At 75.3% G+C, this 15,247-nt stretch carries 17 protein-coding genes; 11 read left to right on the forward strand and 6 right to left on the reverse strand.

The window, feature by feature from the left end:
• Window positions 1–41: 41 nt before the first annotated feature.
• The 3 genes from ACI79L_RS15110 to ACI79L_RS15120 are packed head-to-tail and all read left to right on the forward strand — an operon-like array spanning window position 42 to window position 1,274.
• Complete coding sequence (locus ACI79L_RS15110; protein ID WP_456929944.1) at window positions 42–395, forward strand: ArsR/SmtB family transcription factor; 354 nt, start codon at window positions 42–44, stop codon at window positions 393–395.
• Entirely contained in the window at window positions 392–874 is a 483-nt protein-coding gene (locus ACI79L_RS15115; RefSeq protein WP_456937591.1) for an SRPBCC family protein, read from the forward strand. The genes ACI79L_RS15110 and ACI79L_RS15115 overlap by 4 nt, the downstream gene beginning before the upstream one ends.
• Window positions 867–1,274, forward strand: coding sequence for a VOC family protein (locus ACI79L_RS15120; RefSeq protein ID WP_456937592.1), 408 nt, complete (start codon window positions 867–869; stop codon window positions 1,272–1,274). Before ACI79L_RS15115 ends, ACI79L_RS15120 begins: the two co-directional genes overlap by 8 nt.
• On the opposite strand, the gene ACI79L_RS15125 is transcribed toward ACI79L_RS15120, so the two are convergent.
• A complete protein-coding gene (locus ACI79L_RS15125; RefSeq protein ID WP_456937593.1) occupies window positions 1,271–2,116 on the reverse strand; it encodes an MBL fold metallo-hydrolase in 846 nt (281 codons plus the stop codon). The genes ACI79L_RS15120 and ACI79L_RS15125 overlap by 4 nt on opposite strands.
• Before the next feature lie 119 nt (window positions 2,117–2,235).
• Here ACI79L_RS15125 and ACI79L_RS15130 point away from each other — a divergent pair, with 119 nt between their 5' ends.
• From ACI79L_RS15130 to ACI79L_RS15160, 7 genes are all read left to right on the forward strand, one after another.
• Window positions 2,236–2,577: a UBP-type zinc finger domain-containing protein gene (locus ACI79L_RS15130; protein ID WP_456937594.1), complete on the forward strand. Its 342-nt coding sequence runs from the start codon at window positions 2,236–2,238 to the stop codon at window positions 2,575–2,577.
• Window positions 2,578–2,615: 38 nt separating this feature from the next.
• Complete coding sequence (locus tag ACI79L_RS15135) at window positions 2,616–4,127, forward strand: TldD/PmbA family protein (protein WP_456937595.1); 1,512 nt, start codon at window positions 2,616–2,618, stop codon at window positions 4,125–4,127.
• Entirely contained in the window at window positions 4,124–5,512 is a 1,389-nt protein-coding gene (locus tag ACI79L_RS15140; RefSeq protein ID WP_456937596.1) for a metallopeptidase TldD-related protein, read from the forward strand. Before ACI79L_RS15135 ends, ACI79L_RS15140 begins: the two co-directional genes overlap by 4 nt.
• Before the next feature lie 299 nt (window positions 5,513–5,811).
• Window positions 5,812–6,114 (forward strand): hypothetical protein, encoded by a 303-nt coding sequence (locus ACI79L_RS15145; protein ID WP_387992366.1) that lies wholly within the window; start codon window positions 5,812–5,814, stop codon window positions 6,112–6,114.
• A 75-nt stretch (window positions 6,115–6,189) separates the two neighbouring features.
• Window positions 6,190–6,663, forward strand: coding sequence for a hypothetical protein (locus ACI79L_RS15150; RefSeq protein WP_456937597.1), 474 nt, complete (start codon window positions 6,190–6,192; stop codon window positions 6,661–6,663).
• A gap of 174 nt (window positions 6,664–6,837) precedes the next feature.
• Window positions 6,838–7,866 carry a C40 family peptidase gene (locus tag ACI79L_RS15155; RefSeq protein ID WP_456937598.1) on the forward strand — a complete coding sequence of 343 codons (1,029 nt, stop codon included), beginning with the start codon at window positions 6,838–6,840 and terminating at the stop codon, window positions 7,864–7,866.
• Window positions 7,867–7,914: 48 nt separating this feature from the next.
• Window positions 7,915–9,423 (forward strand): APC family permease, encoded by a 1,509-nt coding sequence (locus tag ACI79L_RS15160; RefSeq protein ID WP_456937599.1) that lies wholly within the window; start codon window positions 7,915–7,917, stop codon window positions 9,421–9,423.
• Here the strand turns inward: ACI79L_RS15160 and ACI79L_RS15165 are convergent.
• Complete coding sequence (locus ACI79L_RS15165) at window positions 9,389–9,967, reverse strand: YdeI/OmpD-associated family protein (RefSeq protein ID WP_456937600.1); 579 nt, start codon at window positions 9,965–9,967, stop codon at window positions 9,389–9,391. The genes ACI79L_RS15160 and ACI79L_RS15165 overlap by 35 nt on opposite strands.
• A complete protein-coding gene (locus ACI79L_RS15170; protein WP_456937601.1) occupies window positions 9,964–11,001 on the reverse strand; it encodes a uroporphyrinogen decarboxylase family protein in 1,038 nt (345 codons plus the stop codon). Before ACI79L_RS15170 ends, ACI79L_RS15165 begins: the two co-directional genes overlap by 4 nt.
• A 43-nt stretch (window positions 11,002–11,044) precedes the next feature.
• Here ACI79L_RS15170 and ACI79L_RS15175 point away from each other — a divergent pair, with 43 nt between their 5' ends.
• Window positions 11,045–11,632 carry a gamma carbonic anhydrase family protein gene (locus ACI79L_RS15175; RefSeq protein ID WP_456937602.1) on the forward strand — a complete coding sequence of 196 codons (588 nt, stop codon included), beginning with the start codon at window positions 11,045–11,047 and terminating at the stop codon, window positions 11,630–11,632.
• A 76-nt stretch (window positions 11,633–11,708) separates the two neighbouring features.
• Here the strand turns inward: ACI79L_RS15175 and ACI79L_RS15180 are convergent, their stop codons facing one another.
• The 3 genes from ACI79L_RS15180 to ACI79L_RS15190 form a co-directional block, all read right to left on the reverse strand.
• Window positions 11,709–12,776 carry a threonine aldolase family protein gene (locus ACI79L_RS15180; RefSeq protein ID WP_456937603.1) on the reverse strand — a complete coding sequence of 356 codons (1,068 nt, stop codon included), beginning with the start codon at window positions 12,774–12,776 and terminating at the stop codon, window positions 11,709–11,711.
• Window positions 12,777–12,851: 75 nt separating this feature from the next.
• Entirely contained in the window at window positions 12,852–13,925 is a 1,074-nt protein-coding gene (gene metX / locus ACI79L_RS15185; protein WP_456937604.1) for a homoserine O-acetyltransferase MetX, read from the reverse strand.
• 10 nt (window positions 13,926–13,935) lie between these two features.
• Window positions 13,936–15,228: a bifunctional o-acetylhomoserine/o-acetylserine sulfhydrylase gene (locus tag ACI79L_RS15190; protein WP_456937605.1), complete on the reverse strand. Its 1,293-nt coding sequence runs from the start codon at window positions 15,226–15,228 to the stop codon at window positions 13,936–13,938.
• Window positions 15,229–15,247 lie beyond the last annotated feature (19 nt).

Consider the following 15,247-nt stretch of genomic DNA (forward strand, 5'->3'; position numbering starts at 1 on the left):
ACCGTCCTTCTCAACCGAGAGGTTGACGAAGGAGGTCGCAGGTGACGGCGGATCCGCTCTCCCGGGTGTTCGCGGCGCTGGCCGACCCGACGCGGCGCGACATGGTCGCTCGGCTCGCGGTCGGTGACGCGACGGTGGGCGAGCTCGCCGCCCCCTACGACGTGACCGTGCAGGCGGTCTCCAAGCACCTGAAGGTGCTCGAGGACGCCGGCCTGGTCAGCCGCAGCCGGGAGGCCCAGCGCCGCCCGGTGCACCTGGAGGCGGAGGTGTTCGACCTGATGACGAAGTGGATCGAGCGCTACCGGCGCCAGGCCGAGGAGCGCTACAGCCGCCTCGACGACGTCCTCCGGTCCCTGCCGGAGGACGCAGCCCCGCGAGAGGAGAACCGGTCATGACCACCAGCACGCGCCGGACGCAGATCGCCGCCGACCCCGAGGTCCCGCTGATCCGCATCACCCGCGAGTTCGACGCCCCGCGCGCCAAGGTGTTCCGCGCGCACACCGACCCCGACCTGCTCGTGCGGTGGATGGGGCCGCGCGGCCTGGAGATGCGGATCGACCACTACGACTGCCGCACCGGCGGCTCCTACCGCTACGTGCACAGCGACGCCGGCGGCGAGTACGGGTTCCACGGCTCCTTCCACGAGGTCCGGCCCGACGAGCTGATCGTGCAGACGTTCACCTTCGAGGGGCAGCCCGACGGCGTCGCCCTGGAGAAGCTCGTGCTCGAGGACCTCGGCGACGGCCGCACCCGGCTCACCGCCACCTCGCTGTGCGACTCGTTCGCCGACCGCGACGCCATGCTCGCCAGCGGCATGGAGGTCGGCGTGGTCGAGGGCTACGAGCGGCTCGACGAGGTGCTCGCCCGTGGCTGAGCGCGCCGTGCAGATGAAGCTCGAGCTCGTACCGATCCCGGTCGCCGACGTCGACCGGGCGAAGGCCTTCTACGCCGACCGGCTGGGCTTCACCGTCGACGTCGACGTGCGGCCGGCCGACGGCGTGCGGGTCGTCCAGCTGACCCCGCCGGGTTCGGCCTGCTCCGTCGGCTTCGGCACCGGCCTGGCGGCCTACGAGGGCACTCCCGGCTCGGTCCGGGCGCTGCACCTCGTCGTCCCGGACATCGAGCAGGCCCGTACGGACCTGGTGGGCCGCGGTGCCGACGTCGGGCCCGTGATGGACGTGGGAGGCGGGGTGAAGTACGCGGCGATCACCGACCCGGACGGCAACACCCTGACCCTGCAGGAGATGGCCTGGCGGACGGGCGACGCCTTCTAGGCGCGCAGCGAGATCGTCTCCCCGCGCACGACGGTCCGCAGCTGCCCGGGCGCCCGCCGCTCGGCGACCTCCCGCACGAAGTCGCCGAGCGGCGACGCGAACCGGTCGTAGTCGTCGTAGTGCACCGGCACGGTCACCGGCGGCTCGAGCAGCTCGACCAGGTCGGCGCCCTGCCGGCCGTCCATGGTCACGGTGACCCCCAGCGCCTTCGTGCCGCCCAGGTGCGGGACGACGACGTCGAGCGGCCCGCAGCGCTCCAGCACCTCGCCCAGCCACGGCCGGAACAGCGTGTCGCCGGTGACGTAGCCGCGCCAGGACACCTCGCCGTCGCGGAGCAGCTCCAGCACGCTGCCCATCACCGGCGGCAGCACCCGGGCCAGCGGGCCGGGACCGTGCACCCCGGGCACCGAGGTGATCCGCAGCCTCTCCTCGCCGCGGACGAGCTCGTGCACCTGCCAGGGCCGCAGGTCCGCGGTGGCCGAGAAGCCGCGCGAGGACAGCGTGCGCGCGGCCGCCGGCGTGGTGACGACCGGCGTGGCCTTGTCGATCGTCGCGTAGGCGACCCGGTCCCAGTGGTCGCCGTGCAGGTGGGACAGCAGGACGGCGTCGAGGTCGGGCAGGTCCTCGGGCAGCAGCGCCGGGTCGGTCAGCCGCCTCGCGAACAGCCCCTTGCCCAGGTAGACCCGCTCGCCGCGCCGGACGAAGTTCGGGTCGGTGAGCAGGGTGAACCCGCCCAGCCGCAGCAGCGTCGTCGCGTTGCCGCCGAAGGTGAGGGTGACGTCGGCGGCGCTCTCGTCGGTCGGCGCGGAGCTGCGGTCGGCGCTGCCCGGGTCGGCGGTCATGCCCCGGCGGCTACCCGTCAGCCGTCGTCCTGCAACCCCGGCCGGCCTTGTCGGCGGGTCCGTGGCCGCGGGAGGGTGCCTCCGGGGAGGACCCGTCGCAGGACCCAGGAGGAGCCCCGATGAGCCAGGTCGATCCGTCCGTCCCGCCGAGCGGCACCGGCTGCGCCGACTGCGACGCCACCGGCGGCTGGTGGTTCCACCTGCGCCGGTGCGCCGCCTGCGGCCACGTCGGCTGCTGCGACTCCTCGCCGTCGCAGCACGCCTCGGCGCACGCTGCGGCCACCGGTCACCGGGTCGCGCAGAGCTTCGAGCCCGGGGAGGACTGGACGTGGGACTACGTCGCCGGCGAGTTCGGCGGGGACCTCCGGCTGGCGCCGCCGACCTCGCACCCGGTGGGCCAGCCGGCGCCGGGGCCCGCCGGCCGGGTGCCCGCGGACTGGCAGCGCCACCTGCACCACTGAGGGCCGGGCGGGGAGGGCCCGGCTGGTAGACAGGGGCGGTGGTGTCGTCCCGGGACGTCGACGAGTCCTTCCTCGCCCTGCCCCTGTCCGCGCTCACCGAGGCGGCGCTGACCCGAGCGGTCGACCTCGGCTGCGAGCACGCCGACATCCGGGTGGAGCGCATCCGCACCCAGTCGATCAGCCTGCGCGACGCGCGGCTGGAGGCGCTGGCCGACGGCGAGGACCTCGGCCTGGCCGTCCGCGTGGTGCACGAGGGCACCTGGGGCTTCGCCGCGGGCGTCGTCCTCACCGCGGCCGAGGCGGTGCGGCTGGCCGAGCAGGCGGTCGCCGTCGCGCAGGTGTCCGCGGCGCTGGCCACCGACCGGGTCGAGCTCGCCCCCGAGCCGCAGCACGAGGGCTCGTGGGTGTCCTCGTACGAGGTCGACCCCTTCGAGGTCCCCGACGCCGAGAAGACCGCGCTGCTCACCGAGCTGTCCGAGCGGCTGCTGGCCGCCGACGGCGTCGAGCACGTGCAGTCGAGCTGCATGCACGTCAAGGAGCAGAAGTACTACGCCGACACCAACGGCACCCGCACCCGCCAGCAGCGGGTGCGCATCACCCCGGAGTTCACCGCGCTCACCGTCGACCGCACCACGGGCGCGTTCGAGAGCATGCGGACCCTCGCCCCGCCGGTGGGCCGCGGCTGGGAGTACCTCACCGGGGACTCCTTCGACTGGGACGCCGAGCTCGCGCAGATCCCCGACCTGCTGCGGGAGAAGACCAAGGCGCCGTCGGTGGAGCCGGGCCGCTACGACCTCGTCGTCGACCCGTCCAACCTGTGGCTGACCATCCACGAGTCGGTCGGGCACGCCACCGAGCTGGACCGGGCGCTGGGCTACGAGGCCGCCTACGCCGGCACGTCCTTCGCCACCGTCGACGGGCTGGGCAGCCTGCGCTACGGCTCGGAGCTCATGCACGTCACCGGCGACCGGACGGTCGAGCACGGGCTGTCGAGCATCGGCTGGGACGACGAGGGCGTCGAGGCCCAGCGGTGGGACATCGTCCGCGACGGCGTGCTGGTCGGCTACCAGGTCGACCGCAACACCGCCCGGCTCGGCGGGATGGCCCGGTCCAACGGCTGCTCGTTCGCCGACTCGCCGCGGCACGTGCCGGTGCAGCGGATGGCCAACGTGTCGCTGCAGCCGGCCGCCGACGGGCCCGACCTCGCGGGGCTGATCGGCGGGGTCGAGCGCGGCATCTACGTCGTCGGCGACAAGAGCTGGTCGATCGACATGCAGCGCTACAACTTCCAGTTCACCGGCCAGCGCTTCTACCGGATCGAGGGCGGGCGGCTGGCCGGGCAGCTGCGCGACGTCGCCTACCAGGCCACGACGACGGACTTCTGGGGCTCGATGCGCGCCGTCGGCGGGCCCTCCACCTACCGCCTCGGCGGCGCGTTCAACTGCGGCAAGGCCCAGCCCGGGCAGGTCGCGCCGGTCAGCCACGGCTGCCCGGCCGCGCTCTTCGAGGGCGTCACCATCCTCAACACGGTCCAGGAGGGCGGGCGATGAGCCAGCTGACCGCGCAGCAGCTGGTCGAGAAGGCGCTGGCCGCCTCGACCGCCGACGGCTGCGTCGCCTACGTCGTCGAGAGCACCGAGGCCAACCTGCGGTGGGCGTCGAACAGCCTGACGACCAACGGGGCGATGCGCTCCCGCCAGGTCGTCGTGGTGTCGTTCGTCGACGGCGGGGCGGGGATGGCCACCGGCACGGTCGCACGGACCGGCACGCCGGACGTCGCCGAGCTGGTCGCCGCCAGCGAGCAGGCCGCCCGCGACGCCGGCCCGGCCGAGGACGCGGTGCCGCTGATCGCCGAGACGCCGCCGGGCGCGGGGGACTGGGACGCCGAGCCGGCCGAGACCTCGATCGAGGTGTTCGCCGAGTTCGCGCCGGCGCTCGGGGAGGCGTTCGGGGCCGCCCGCGACCGCGGCGACCTGCTGTTCGGCTACGCCGAGCACGCCCTGACGACGACGTACGTGGGCACCTCCACCGGCCTGCGGCTGCGCACCGACCAGCCCAGCGGCCGGGTGGAGCTCAACGGCAAGAGCACCGACTTCTCGCGGTCGGTGTGGTCCGGCGTCGGCACCCGCGACTTCCGCGACGTGTCGGTGGCCGACCTCGCCGCCGACGTGCAGCGCAAGCTCGGCTGGTCGCAGCGGCGGGTCGGGCTGCCGGCCGGGCGGTACGAGACGCTGCTGCCGCCGTCGGCCGTGAGCGACCTGATGATCTACGCCTACTGGACGATGGAGGCGCGCGACGCGGACGAGGGCCGCAACGTCTACGCGAAGGCCGGCGGCGGCAACCGGATCGGCGACCGGCTGGCCCAGCTCCCGCTGACCCTGCGCAGCGACCCGCACGCCCCGGGGCTGGAGACGGCGCCGTTCCAGGTGGTGAGCACCTCGTCCGGCTCGGCCAGCGTGTTCGACAACGGGATGGCGACGCCCGCCGTCGACTGGATCCGCGACGGCGTCCTCACCAACCTGATCCGGCCGCGGGCCTGGGCGCTGAAGACGACCGCGCCCGCGGTGGCCGCCGTCGACAACCTGATCCTGGAGCAGCCCGGCGCGACGGCGTCCCTGGAGGACATGGTCGCCGCCACCGACCGCGGGCTGCTGCTGACCACGCTCTGGTACATCCGCGAGGTCGACCCGCAGACGCTGCTGCTCACCGGCCTGACCCGCGACGGCGTGTTCCTCGTCGAGGGCGGCGAGGTGACCGGCGCGGTGAACAACTTCCGGTGGAACGAGTCGCCGGTGGACCTGCTGGCGCGGATCGGCGAGGTCGGGCGCACCGGGCGGACCCTGCCGCGCGAGTGGAACGACTGGTTCACCCGCGCCGCGATGCCGCCGGTGCGCGTGCCGGACTTCAACATGAGCTCGGTCTCCCCGGCCAGCTAGGCGCCGCGTCCTTCGCGGGCGGTCCTCGTGCACTGACGGCGCTGCAGGACCCGCACCGCGCGAGGAACGCCGGCACCGCGCGTCGCCGTCGGCTCGTGCGGTGTCCCGCGTGCTGCCGGGGTCCCGCAGCGCCCCAGGAGGGCGGGCCCGCACGGGGGCTCGTGGGACGGCTGTGACGGCAGGAGTGAAACTGAACACCTGTACCGCTCGGCTGCTGCCCTCAAACACGGATCCCGGATATTTTTCCGGCGGACCGCAGAGAGCCCCCGCTTCCCCGGGGGCGTCGAGGGGAGCACGCCATGACCCGCAACCAGAAGCCCTCGGTGTTCCAGGTGGGCAAGATCTGGGACGACGGCCGCACGATCGTCGTCTCCGGGTGGGGCATCGGGCTGTGCGCCTCCGCCTGTGCCTGCCACCGTTCGCCGATGGGCGGGCACCTCGCCATCGACGAGGACCAGGCCGGCGGCACGCTGGGCCTGCGCTGCTTCGACGAGGACGGCTGCGACTGCTGCGAGCCGTGGACCGCCGACGAGCTGTCCGCCGTCCTGCGGGACCTGCAGCGCGTCGCCGGGCTCGACGCCGAGGAGCCGCTCGCCGGCTGACGGTGGGGCCGCAGCCAGACCGACCCCGCGGGGCGGGCGCCGTTCGGCGCCCGCCCCGCGGGGTATGCGCACCCCGTGCTGGGACGAGCGGCTGCGCGCGGAGCCCTGGCCGGCCTGGCCGGCACCGCGGCGATGACCCTGGCCACGAAGGCCGAACAGCAGGTGACCGGCCGGCCGGACTCCTACGTGCCGGCCCGCACGCTCACCGCGCTGGCCACCCGGCGCCGCCCGCCCGGGTCCGAGCGGCCGTTCGTGCGCAACCACCTCATGCACTGGGGCACCGGCGCCGCCGTCGGTGCACTGCGGGGGATCTGGTCGGCCAGCGGCCTGCGCGGCTGGCGCGCCTCGGTCTGGCACGCCTCCATCCGGCTGGCCACCGACCAGACGCTGGAGAACGCCACCGGCGTCGGCGACCCGCCGTGGACCTGGTCGCGGCAGGACCGCGTCGTCGACGTCGCCGGCAAGACCCTCTACTCCCTCGTCACCGGTGCGGTGTCCGACGCGCTGGTCCCGCTCGCCCCCGACCGCCGCCGCAGCACCTCCCCCTGACAGGACCGGCCCGGTCGTGGAACGGCCGGGACGGGTGGGGCGGACGGGGCGCAGGAGGTCACGCCCGCCCCGGGCACCGCGCGCCCTGCACACGCTCCGCTGACGATCTCCCTACGGTCCGTACCGACGAGACCAGGGGGAGCGCCGCCGGGAGGCGGCAGGGGGAGGCCGATCGTGCAGCGCAACCGGACGACGGGACGGCGCTGGACGGGTGCGGTCGTCGCCGCCACCGGCCTGGTGGCCCTCGTGCTCGCCCCCTCGTCGGCCTCCGCCGAGCCCGGCACGCCGCCGGCCACCGCCGCGGAGGCCGCGCAACTGGTCGAGGAGGCCGGCCGGCAGCTGACCGCCCTCGACGAGCAGGTGCACCAGGCCGAGCTCGCGGTCGCTGCGCAGCAGCAGGCCGCTACCGCCGCCGACGCGGCCGCCGACACCGCCGAGGCGACGCTCACCCAGTACGCCCCGGCCATCCGCGCCATCGCGCAGAGCGGTTACACCGGCACCACCCGGTCCCGCGTGGCCGCCTTCCTGGGCAGCGACTCCGCCGACGACCTCGTCGCCCAGATGACCATGATCGACCTCATCGCCGAGCACACCGACGGCGTCCTCACCGAGGTGGCCGCCGCCCAGGCCGCGGCCGAGCAGGCCCGGGCCGCCGCCGACGCCGCGGCCGCCGAGGCCACCGCCGCGCTGACCGCCCTGCACGACCAGCAGGCGCAGGTCCGGGCGCAGGCCGACGCGTACGAGGCCGACTTCGAGCGGCTGACGGCCGCCGAGCAGACCCGCGTCACCACCGCGCTGGCCGGCCCGGTCCTCGACGCGCCGTCGGCGGCCGCCGCCGCGGCCGCCGCCCCCGGCCCCGCCGCCGCGATCGCGGTGCAGACGGCGCTGGCCCAGATCGGCGACCCCTACGTGTGGGGCGCCTCGGGGCCCGACGGCTTCGACTGCTCCGGGCTGACCTCCTACGCCTACGCCGCCGCCGGCATCGCGCTGCCGCACTCGAGCAAGGCGCAGTCGACGCTGGGGACGCCGGTGGCGCGGGCGGACCTCATGCCCGGCGACATCGTCTACTTCTACTCGCCGGTCAGCCACGTCGGCCTCTACATCGGCGACGGCAAGATGGTGCACGCGCGCACCTACGGCCAGCCGGTCGCGGTGACCAGCGTCGACCAGTCCGGCTACCGCGGCGCCGTCCGCGTCGCCTGACGCCCGCCGCGCGCGCTGACCCCGCGGCGGGCCGTACCGTTGCCTGCCGTGACCCGGGCACTGCCGCGTGAGGAACCCGCCCTGCGGCCCGAGGCCATCGGCTTCCTCGACTCGCTGGTCATCGGCCTGGCCGCGACGTCGCCGGCCTACTCGCTGGCGGCGGTCATCGGTCCCGTCGTCGCCCTGGTCGGGGTGCACGCCCCCGGGGTGATGCTCGCGTCGTTCGTCCCGATGCTGCTCATCGCCGGGGCGTTCGCGGCGCTCAACCGTGCCGACCCCGACTGCGGGACCACGTTCTCCTGGGTGACCCGCGCCTTCGGCCCGACGGCGGGCTGGATCGGCGGCTGGGCGATCACGATGACCGGCGTCCTGGTGGTCGGGTCGCTGGCCGAGGTCGGCGTCCGGTTCACCCTGCTCATGCTCGGCCTGGACGCCCTGGCCGACTCCACGCCCGCGGTCGTCGCGCTGAGCGTGCTGCTGGTCGTCGTCATGTCGGCGATCTGCGTGCTCGGCACCGAGATCTCCGCCCGGCTGCAGAACGGGCTGATCCTCGCCCAGACCGCGGCGCTGCTGGTGTTCGCCGTCGTCGCGGTCGTCCGCGGCGTGCGGGGCGACTCGCCGTTCGGCGGGCTGACGCCGTCCTGGGACTGGCTGGACCCCTTCGGCGCCGGCGGCGCCGCGCTCACCGGCGGCCTCCTGCTCGGCGTCTTCGCCTACTGGGGCTGGGAGTCGGCGGTCAACCTGACCGAGGAGACCACCGACTCGCGGGTCGCCCCCGGCCGGGCCGGCGTGCTGGCCACGGTGGTCCTGCTGCTCACCTACGTCGGCGTCGCGGTCGCCGTCGTCTCCTTCGCCGGGACCTCCTGGCTGGCGGGCAACGCCGACGAGGAGGAGGCGGTCTTCGCGCTGCTGTCCACGCAGGCGCTGGGCGGCTGGGACTGGGTGGTGCTGGCCGCCGTCGCCACCTCGGCGATCGCCTCCACGCAGACGACGATCATCCCGGCCTCGCGCACCGGCCTGTCGATGGCGCGGCGGGCGGCGCTGCCGGCGCGGTTCGGGTCGGTGTCCGAGCGGTTCCGGACGCCGGACGTGTCCACCTGGTGGGTCGCCGGCGTGGCGATCGCCTGGTACGTGGGCGTGCACCTGGTCAGCGAGAACGCGCTGTTCGACTCGATCACCGCGCTGTCGCTGCTGATCGCTCTGTACTACGCGCTCACCGGCCTGGCCTGCGCCTGGTACTTCCGCCGCCGGCTGGCCCGCAGCGTGCGCGACGCGCTGCTCCTCGGCGTCGGCCCGCTGGTCGGGGCGGCGATGCTCGGCTGGCTGCTGGCGCTCTCGGTGCGCGACCTCGCCGACCCGGGGAACAGCTACACCGGCCAGGCCTGGCTCGGTCTGGGCCCGCCGCTGGTGATCGGCGTCGGGATCATGGTCGCCGGGATCGTGCTCATGCTGCTGTGGCGGTGGCGCGACGCCCGCTTCTGGCGCGAGCGCCCCGGTGTCGCCCCCGAGGACGCCGACCCGCTCAGTGCAACCGTCGTCCCTCCGCCAGCATCGTGACCAGCGCTGCGATCCGCTTCGCCCGCGTGGCCGGGCTCGCGGCGGTGTGCACCCGCCAGAGGACGGCGTAGCGGTTGGTGCCGTCGAGCCCCGCGAACGCCTCCTGCGCGGCGGGCTCGGCGGCCAGCGCCGCGGCGAGGTCGTCGGGGACGGTGATGGTGGCCGGGCCCGCGTAGGCGCGGTCCCAGCGGCCGTCGGCCTGCGCCGCCTCCACCTGCGCCAGGCCGGCCGGGCGCATCCGGCCGGCCGCGACGAGGTCGGCGACGATGCCGACGTTCTTCTGCGACCACACGCTGCGCGGCCGCCGCGGCGTGACCCGGGTCAGGTACCAGTGCTCGTCCACGCTGTTGCTGCGGCCGTCGATCCAGCCGAAGCACAGCAGCGACTCGACCATCTCGTCGCGGGTCAGCGACGGCACGCCCGCGCCCTTCTTCGCCAGCTTCACGTAGATGCCCGGCGCGGTGGCGTGCTCGGCCTCCAGCCACGCCTCGAACGCCGCCTGGTCGGGGAAGGCCAGCACCGGGAGGTCGGTCGGCAGCGTCATCCCAGCTCGCCCCGCAGCACCTCCGCCGCCTGCGCGAGCGACCGCATCTTGCCCTCGGCGGAGGTCCGCGGCAGGTACTTGAGGCCGCAGTCGGAGGTGAGGACCAGCCGGTCGACGTCGACGTCGTCGAGGGCCCGCCGGACGCGGTCGGCCACCACCTCCGGCGTCTCCACCTCCGGGGTGGACAGGTCCAGGACGCCGAGCGCGATGCCCTTGCCGCGCAGCGGCCGCAGCTGCGTGGGGTCCAGGTGCGACTGCGCCGTCTCCACCGACACCGTGTCGACCGGGGTGTCGGCCAGCTCGGGCAGGAACGAGTAGCCCTCCGGGCGCTCGCTCACCATGGCCGCGTAGCCGAAGCACAGGTGCAGGTGCACCGGGCCGGGCGCGCCCTCCACCGCGCGGGTCACCGCCTCGGCGCCGTACCGGCGGGCCACCTCCGGCCGGGCCTGCAGCCACGGCTCGTCGATCTGCACGACGTCGGCGCCCGCGGCGAACAGGTCGGCGATCTCCTCGCGGACGACGTCGGCGTAGGCCAGCGCCAGCGCCCGGTCGTCGCCGTAGTGCTCGTCGGCGGCCTGCTGGGCCATGGTGAACGGGCCGGGCAGCGTGATCTTGACCGGCCGGTCGGTGGCGGCGCGGAGGAAGCGCACGTCGCGCGCCTGGATCGGGCCGCGGCGGCGGAGCTCGCCGACCACCCGCGGCACCGGGATCGGCTGCCCGGAGCGGTTGAGCACCGTGCCGGGGGTGTCGACGTCGACGCCGGCGAGCGCGGTGGCGAAGTGGTTGGAGTAGGACTCCCGCCGCTGCTCGCCGTCGCCGACCAGGTCCAGGCCGGCCGCCTCCTGGGCGCGCACCGCCAGCAGCGTCGCGTCGTCCTGCGCCTCCTCGAGCAGTTCCGGCGCCGGCCGCCACAGCTCCCGGGCGCGCACCCGGGGCGGGAACTGGTGCGCCAGGCGCTCGTGGTCGATGAGCCACCCGGGCTGGGGCAGGCTCCCGACGACCGTGGTGGGCAGCGGCGGCAGGGAAGCGGGCACGGGGTGATCCTGCCCGCGCCGAGGGGGCTCCGGGTGTGCTGGGGTGGACGCCGTGGCGGACAACTACATCGCGGAACTGCCCTTCGGCGCCCCGGCCATCGACGACGAGGCCTTCGTCGCGCCGACGGCGGTGGTGGTCGGCGCGGTCACCATGGGGCCGCGCTCCAGCATCTGGTACGGCGCGGTCGCCCGGGCCGACGCCGAGGTCATCGAGATCGGCGAGGGCTCGAACGTGCAGGACGGCAGCACGCTGCACTCCGACCCCGGCTTCCCGCTGGTCCTCGGCCGCGGCGTCACCGTGGGGCACCGGGTGGTGCTGCACGGCGCCCGCGTCGACGACGACGTGCTGGTCGGCATGGGCAGCATCGTCATGAACGGCGCGCACATCGGCGCGGGGTCGATCGTGGCCGCGGGCGCCGTCGTCACCCAGGGCACGGTCGTGCCGCCGGGGTCGCTGGTGGCCGGCGTCCCGGCGAAGGTGCTGCGGCCGACCACCGACGACGACCTCACGCACATCCGGCTCAACGCGGCCAGCTACACCGAGCGGCTGGACGCGGCGCGGAAGGTGCGGCCGGTGGTGCGCCGTCCGCTGCCCCCGGCCGGCTACACCCCCGGCGACGCCGCCGACTGACGAAGGACCACCCTTCCCCCCACGCCTCGCACGCTCGGCGCGGGCCCCTGAAGGGTGGCCGTTCCATCACGTCACCTCAGAGAGCGCCGGCGAGGCGGGCGACGGCGTCACGGACCTCGTCCAGGGACAGCGCCAGCGTGGCGTCGCCCACGGGCAGCTCCACGCGCACCACGCCCGGGTCGCCGGTGACCGCGGCCTGCATCCAGGTCCACAGCCCCTCCTGCGCCAGCGCGCGGACCGCGGCCCCGAAGGCCTCCGGCGTGGTCGACAGCAGCAGGTGCAGCATCGGCGTCTGCGGCGGGTCGGGCACCACCCGCACGCCGGGCAGGCCGCGGACGGTGTCGGCGACCTCCCGCGCCCGCTCGAGGTAGGCGGGGAACAGCGGCAGCCGGCGGCGCAGGCAGGTCAGCGCCGAGGCCGCGCCCGGCCACAGGCCGAACAGCGTGCCACCCATCCGCCCGCGCCACTCCCGGACCTCGGCGACGACGTCCGCGGGCCCGGCCACGCAGCACCCGGCCAGCGCGCCGATCCCCTTGTAGAAGCTGACGTAGACGGTGTCGAACGGCGCCGCCACGCCGGCCGGGGACATCCCGTAGCCGGCGGCGGCCTCCCACAGCCGGGCGCCGTCGAGGTGGGCCACCGAGTGCACGTCGTGCGCCCACGCGGCCTGCTCCACGACGTCGTCCCACGGCGGCAGCGGCCCGCCCAGGTCCCGCTGCGGCAGCTCCACCACCAGCGCGGCCGGCGGCTCGGCGACGTCGTCGAGGTCGGCGCGCAGCAGCATGCGGTGCCGGTCGCCGACCGGGCGCTCGACCAGGCCCTGCAGCCGCGCCAGCGCGCCGCCCTCGTGCCGGAACAGGTGGCACTCGGGGTGTCCGACGACGGTGGACCGGCGGCTGCGCCCGGCGTGCACCCGCAGCACCGCCTGCTGGGCCATCGTCCCGCTGGGCAGGTAGACGGCGGCCGGCTTGTCCAGCAGCTGCGCGACCTCCGCCTCCAGCTCCCCGACGACGCCGCCCGCGCCGTACCGGTCCAGCGCGGTGTCCGCCGGGATGGTGGCCAGCAGGTCGGCGGCGCGCTGCACCCCGTGCCCGGTCAGGGCGCGGTCGCAGGCCAGCCGCAGGGCGTCGAGGTCGTCGTCCACGGGCCCAGTCTCTCGGGAGGCCGGGGTCCCGGCGGACCGGGGCCCCGGGACCCCGGCTCCGGGACCCCGGCCCCGTCAGGCGTCGAGCAGTTCGCGGAGGAGCGCGCCGACGGGGCCGGCCTCGATGAGGAAGCCGTCGTGCCCGTACGGCGAGGACACCACCCGCAGCGGCACCCCGAGCGCGTCGGCCACCCGCTGCTGCAGCTCCAGCGGGTAGAGCCGGTCGGAGTCGACGCCGGCCACCACCGCCCGCGCGGTCACCCGGGCCAGCGCCGCCTCCACCCCGCCCCGGCCGCGGCCGACGTCCCAGGTGTTCATCGCCTCGGTGAGCGCCAGGTAGCTGCCGGCGTCGAACCGGCGGGTGAGCTTGTCGGCGTGGTGGTCCAGGTAGGAGGCGACGGCGAACCGGCCGTCGGCCTGCACGGCCGCGCCGAACCGCTCCTCCAGCTCGAACGCGCTTCGGTAGGTCAGGTGCGCGATCCGCCGGGCGACGCCGAGCCCGGCGACGGGGTCGGCACGGATCGCGGCCTGCTGGGTGGTCTGGGTGCCGATCTGGTCGGCGGTGGCCGCCGCGCCCGAGGCGAGGAAGAACAGCCCGGCCACCCGGTCGGGCAGCGCGACCGCCCACTCCAGCGCCCGCATCCCGCCCATCGACCCGCCGACGACGGCGGCCCAGCGGCCGATGCCGAGCGTGTCCGCGAGCGCCGCCTCGACCAGCACCTGGTCGCCGACGGTCACCTCGGGGAACCGCGCGCCCCACGGCCGGCCGTCGGGCGCGGTCGACGACGGCCCGGTCGTCCCCTGGCACCCGCCGAGCACGTTGGCGCAGACGACGAAGAACCGGTCGGTGTCCAGCGCCGCGCCCGGCCCGACCAGCGACGCCCACCAGCCCGGCGTCGGGTGGCCGGGCCCCGCCGGGCCGGTGACGTGGCTGTCGCCGGTGAGCGCGTGCTCGACCAGCACCGCGTTGCCGCCGTCGGGGGCGAGCGTGCCCCAGGTCTCGTAGGCCACCCGGACGCCGGGCAGCACCCCGCCGCGTTCGAGCCGGACCGGTCCGTCCAGGTCGAGGAACAGCCGGTCCCCGGCGGGGTCGCCGTCGCGCCACCCGCCGGTCCGCGGCGGGGTGCGGGACCCCGGGAGGTCCCGCACCCCGCCCACGTCAGGCGCCCTTCGCGGCGCGGAACCCGGCCTCGAGGTCGGCGAGGATGTCCTCGATCCCCTCCAGGCCGGCGGCCAGGCGCACCAGGCCGGGCGTGACGCCGGTGGTCCGCTGCTCCTCCGGCGTTAGCTGCGAGTGCGTCGTCGACGCCGGGTGGATGACCAGGCTGCGGACGTCGCCGATGTTGGCCACGTGGCTGTGCAGCTCCAGCGCCTCGACGAAGCGCTTGCCCGCCTCGACGCCGCCGCGGATCTCGAACGCCAGCACCGCGCCGGCGCCGCGCGGGGCGTAGCGCTGCTGGGCGGCGTGCCACGGCGAGGACGGCAGGCCGGCGTAGTGCACCGACTCCACCTCGTCGTGCGCCTCGAGGAACTCGGCCACCCGCTGGGCGTTGGCCACGTGCCGCTCCATGCGCAGCGACAGCGTCTCGATGCCCTGCACGACCAGCCAGGCGTTGAACGGGCTGATCGCCGGGCCGAGGTCGCGCAGCAGCTGCACCCGGGCCTTGAGCGCGTAGGCCGGTGCGCCCAGGTCGGCGTAGACGACGCCGTGGTAGGTCGGGTCCGGCGTGGTGAAGCCCGGGAACCGGCCGCGGGTCCAGTCGAAGTTGCCGCCGTCGACGATGACCCCGGCGATCGCGGTGCCGTGGCCGCCGAGGTACTTGGTGGCCGAGTGGACGACGACGTCGGCGCCGTGCTCGAGCGGGCGCACGAGGTACGGCGTGGCGATGGTGTTGTCGACGATCAGCGGCACGCCGTTGCGGTGCGCCACCTCCGACACCGCGGAGATGTCGAGGACGTCGCCCTTCGGGTTGCCGATCGACTCCCCGTAGAACGCCTTGGTGTTCTCGCGGACCAGCGACTGCCAGTTCTCCGGGTCGTCCGGGTCCTCGACGAAGGACACCTCGACGCCGAGCTTGGGCAGCGAGTGGTGCAGCAGGTTGTACGTGCCGCCGTACAGCGACGCCGAGGCGACGACGTGGCTGCCGGCCTCGGCGACGTTGAGGATCGCCAGGGTCTCGGCGGCCTGGCCGCTGGCCACCGCGAGCGCGGCGACGCCGCCCTCGAGGGAGGCCACGCGCTGCTCGAGCGCGTCCTGCGTGGGGTTCATGATCCGCGTGTAGATGTTGCCCATCTCGGCCAGCGCGAACAGGTCGGCGGCGTGCTGGGTGTCGCGGAACTGGTAGCTGGTGGTCGCGTAGATCGGCAGGGCGCGGGCCCCGGTGGTGGGGTCGGGGCTGGTCCCGGCGTGGATCTGCCGGGTCTCGAAGCTCCAGCTCTGCTGGTCGGGCACGGCGCCGTCTCCTCTCGCT

The sequence above is a fragment of the Geodermatophilus sp. SYSU D00684 genome, from assembly GCF_054050455.1.

Excerpts from the sequence above, each read along its gene's own strand:
- ACI79L_RS15115 (WP_456937591.1), top strand. The coding sequence starts at position 392 with ATGACCACCAGCACGCGCCGGACGCAGATCGCCGCCGACCCCGAGGTC.
- ACI79L_RS15125 (WP_456937593.1), bottom strand. The coding sequence starts at position 2,116 with ATGACCGCCGACCCGGGCAGCGCCGACCGCAGCTCCGCGCCGACCGAC.
- ACI79L_RS15130 (WP_456937594.1), top strand. The coding sequence starts at position 2,236 with ATGAGCCAGGTCGATCCGTCCGTCCCGCCGAGCGGCACCGGCTGCGCC.
- ACI79L_RS15140 (WP_456937596.1), top strand. The coding sequence starts at position 4,124 with ATGAGCCAGCTGACCGCGCAGCAGCTGGTCGAGAAGGCGCTGGCCGCC.
- ACI79L_RS15145 (WP_387992366.1), top strand. The coding sequence starts at position 5,812 with ATGACCCGCAACCAGAAGCCCTCGGTGTTCCAGGTGGGCAAGATCTGG.
- ACI79L_RS15165 (WP_456937600.1), bottom strand. The coding sequence starts at position 9,967 with ATGACGCTGCCGACCGACCTCCCGGTGCTGGCCTTCCCCGACCAGGCG.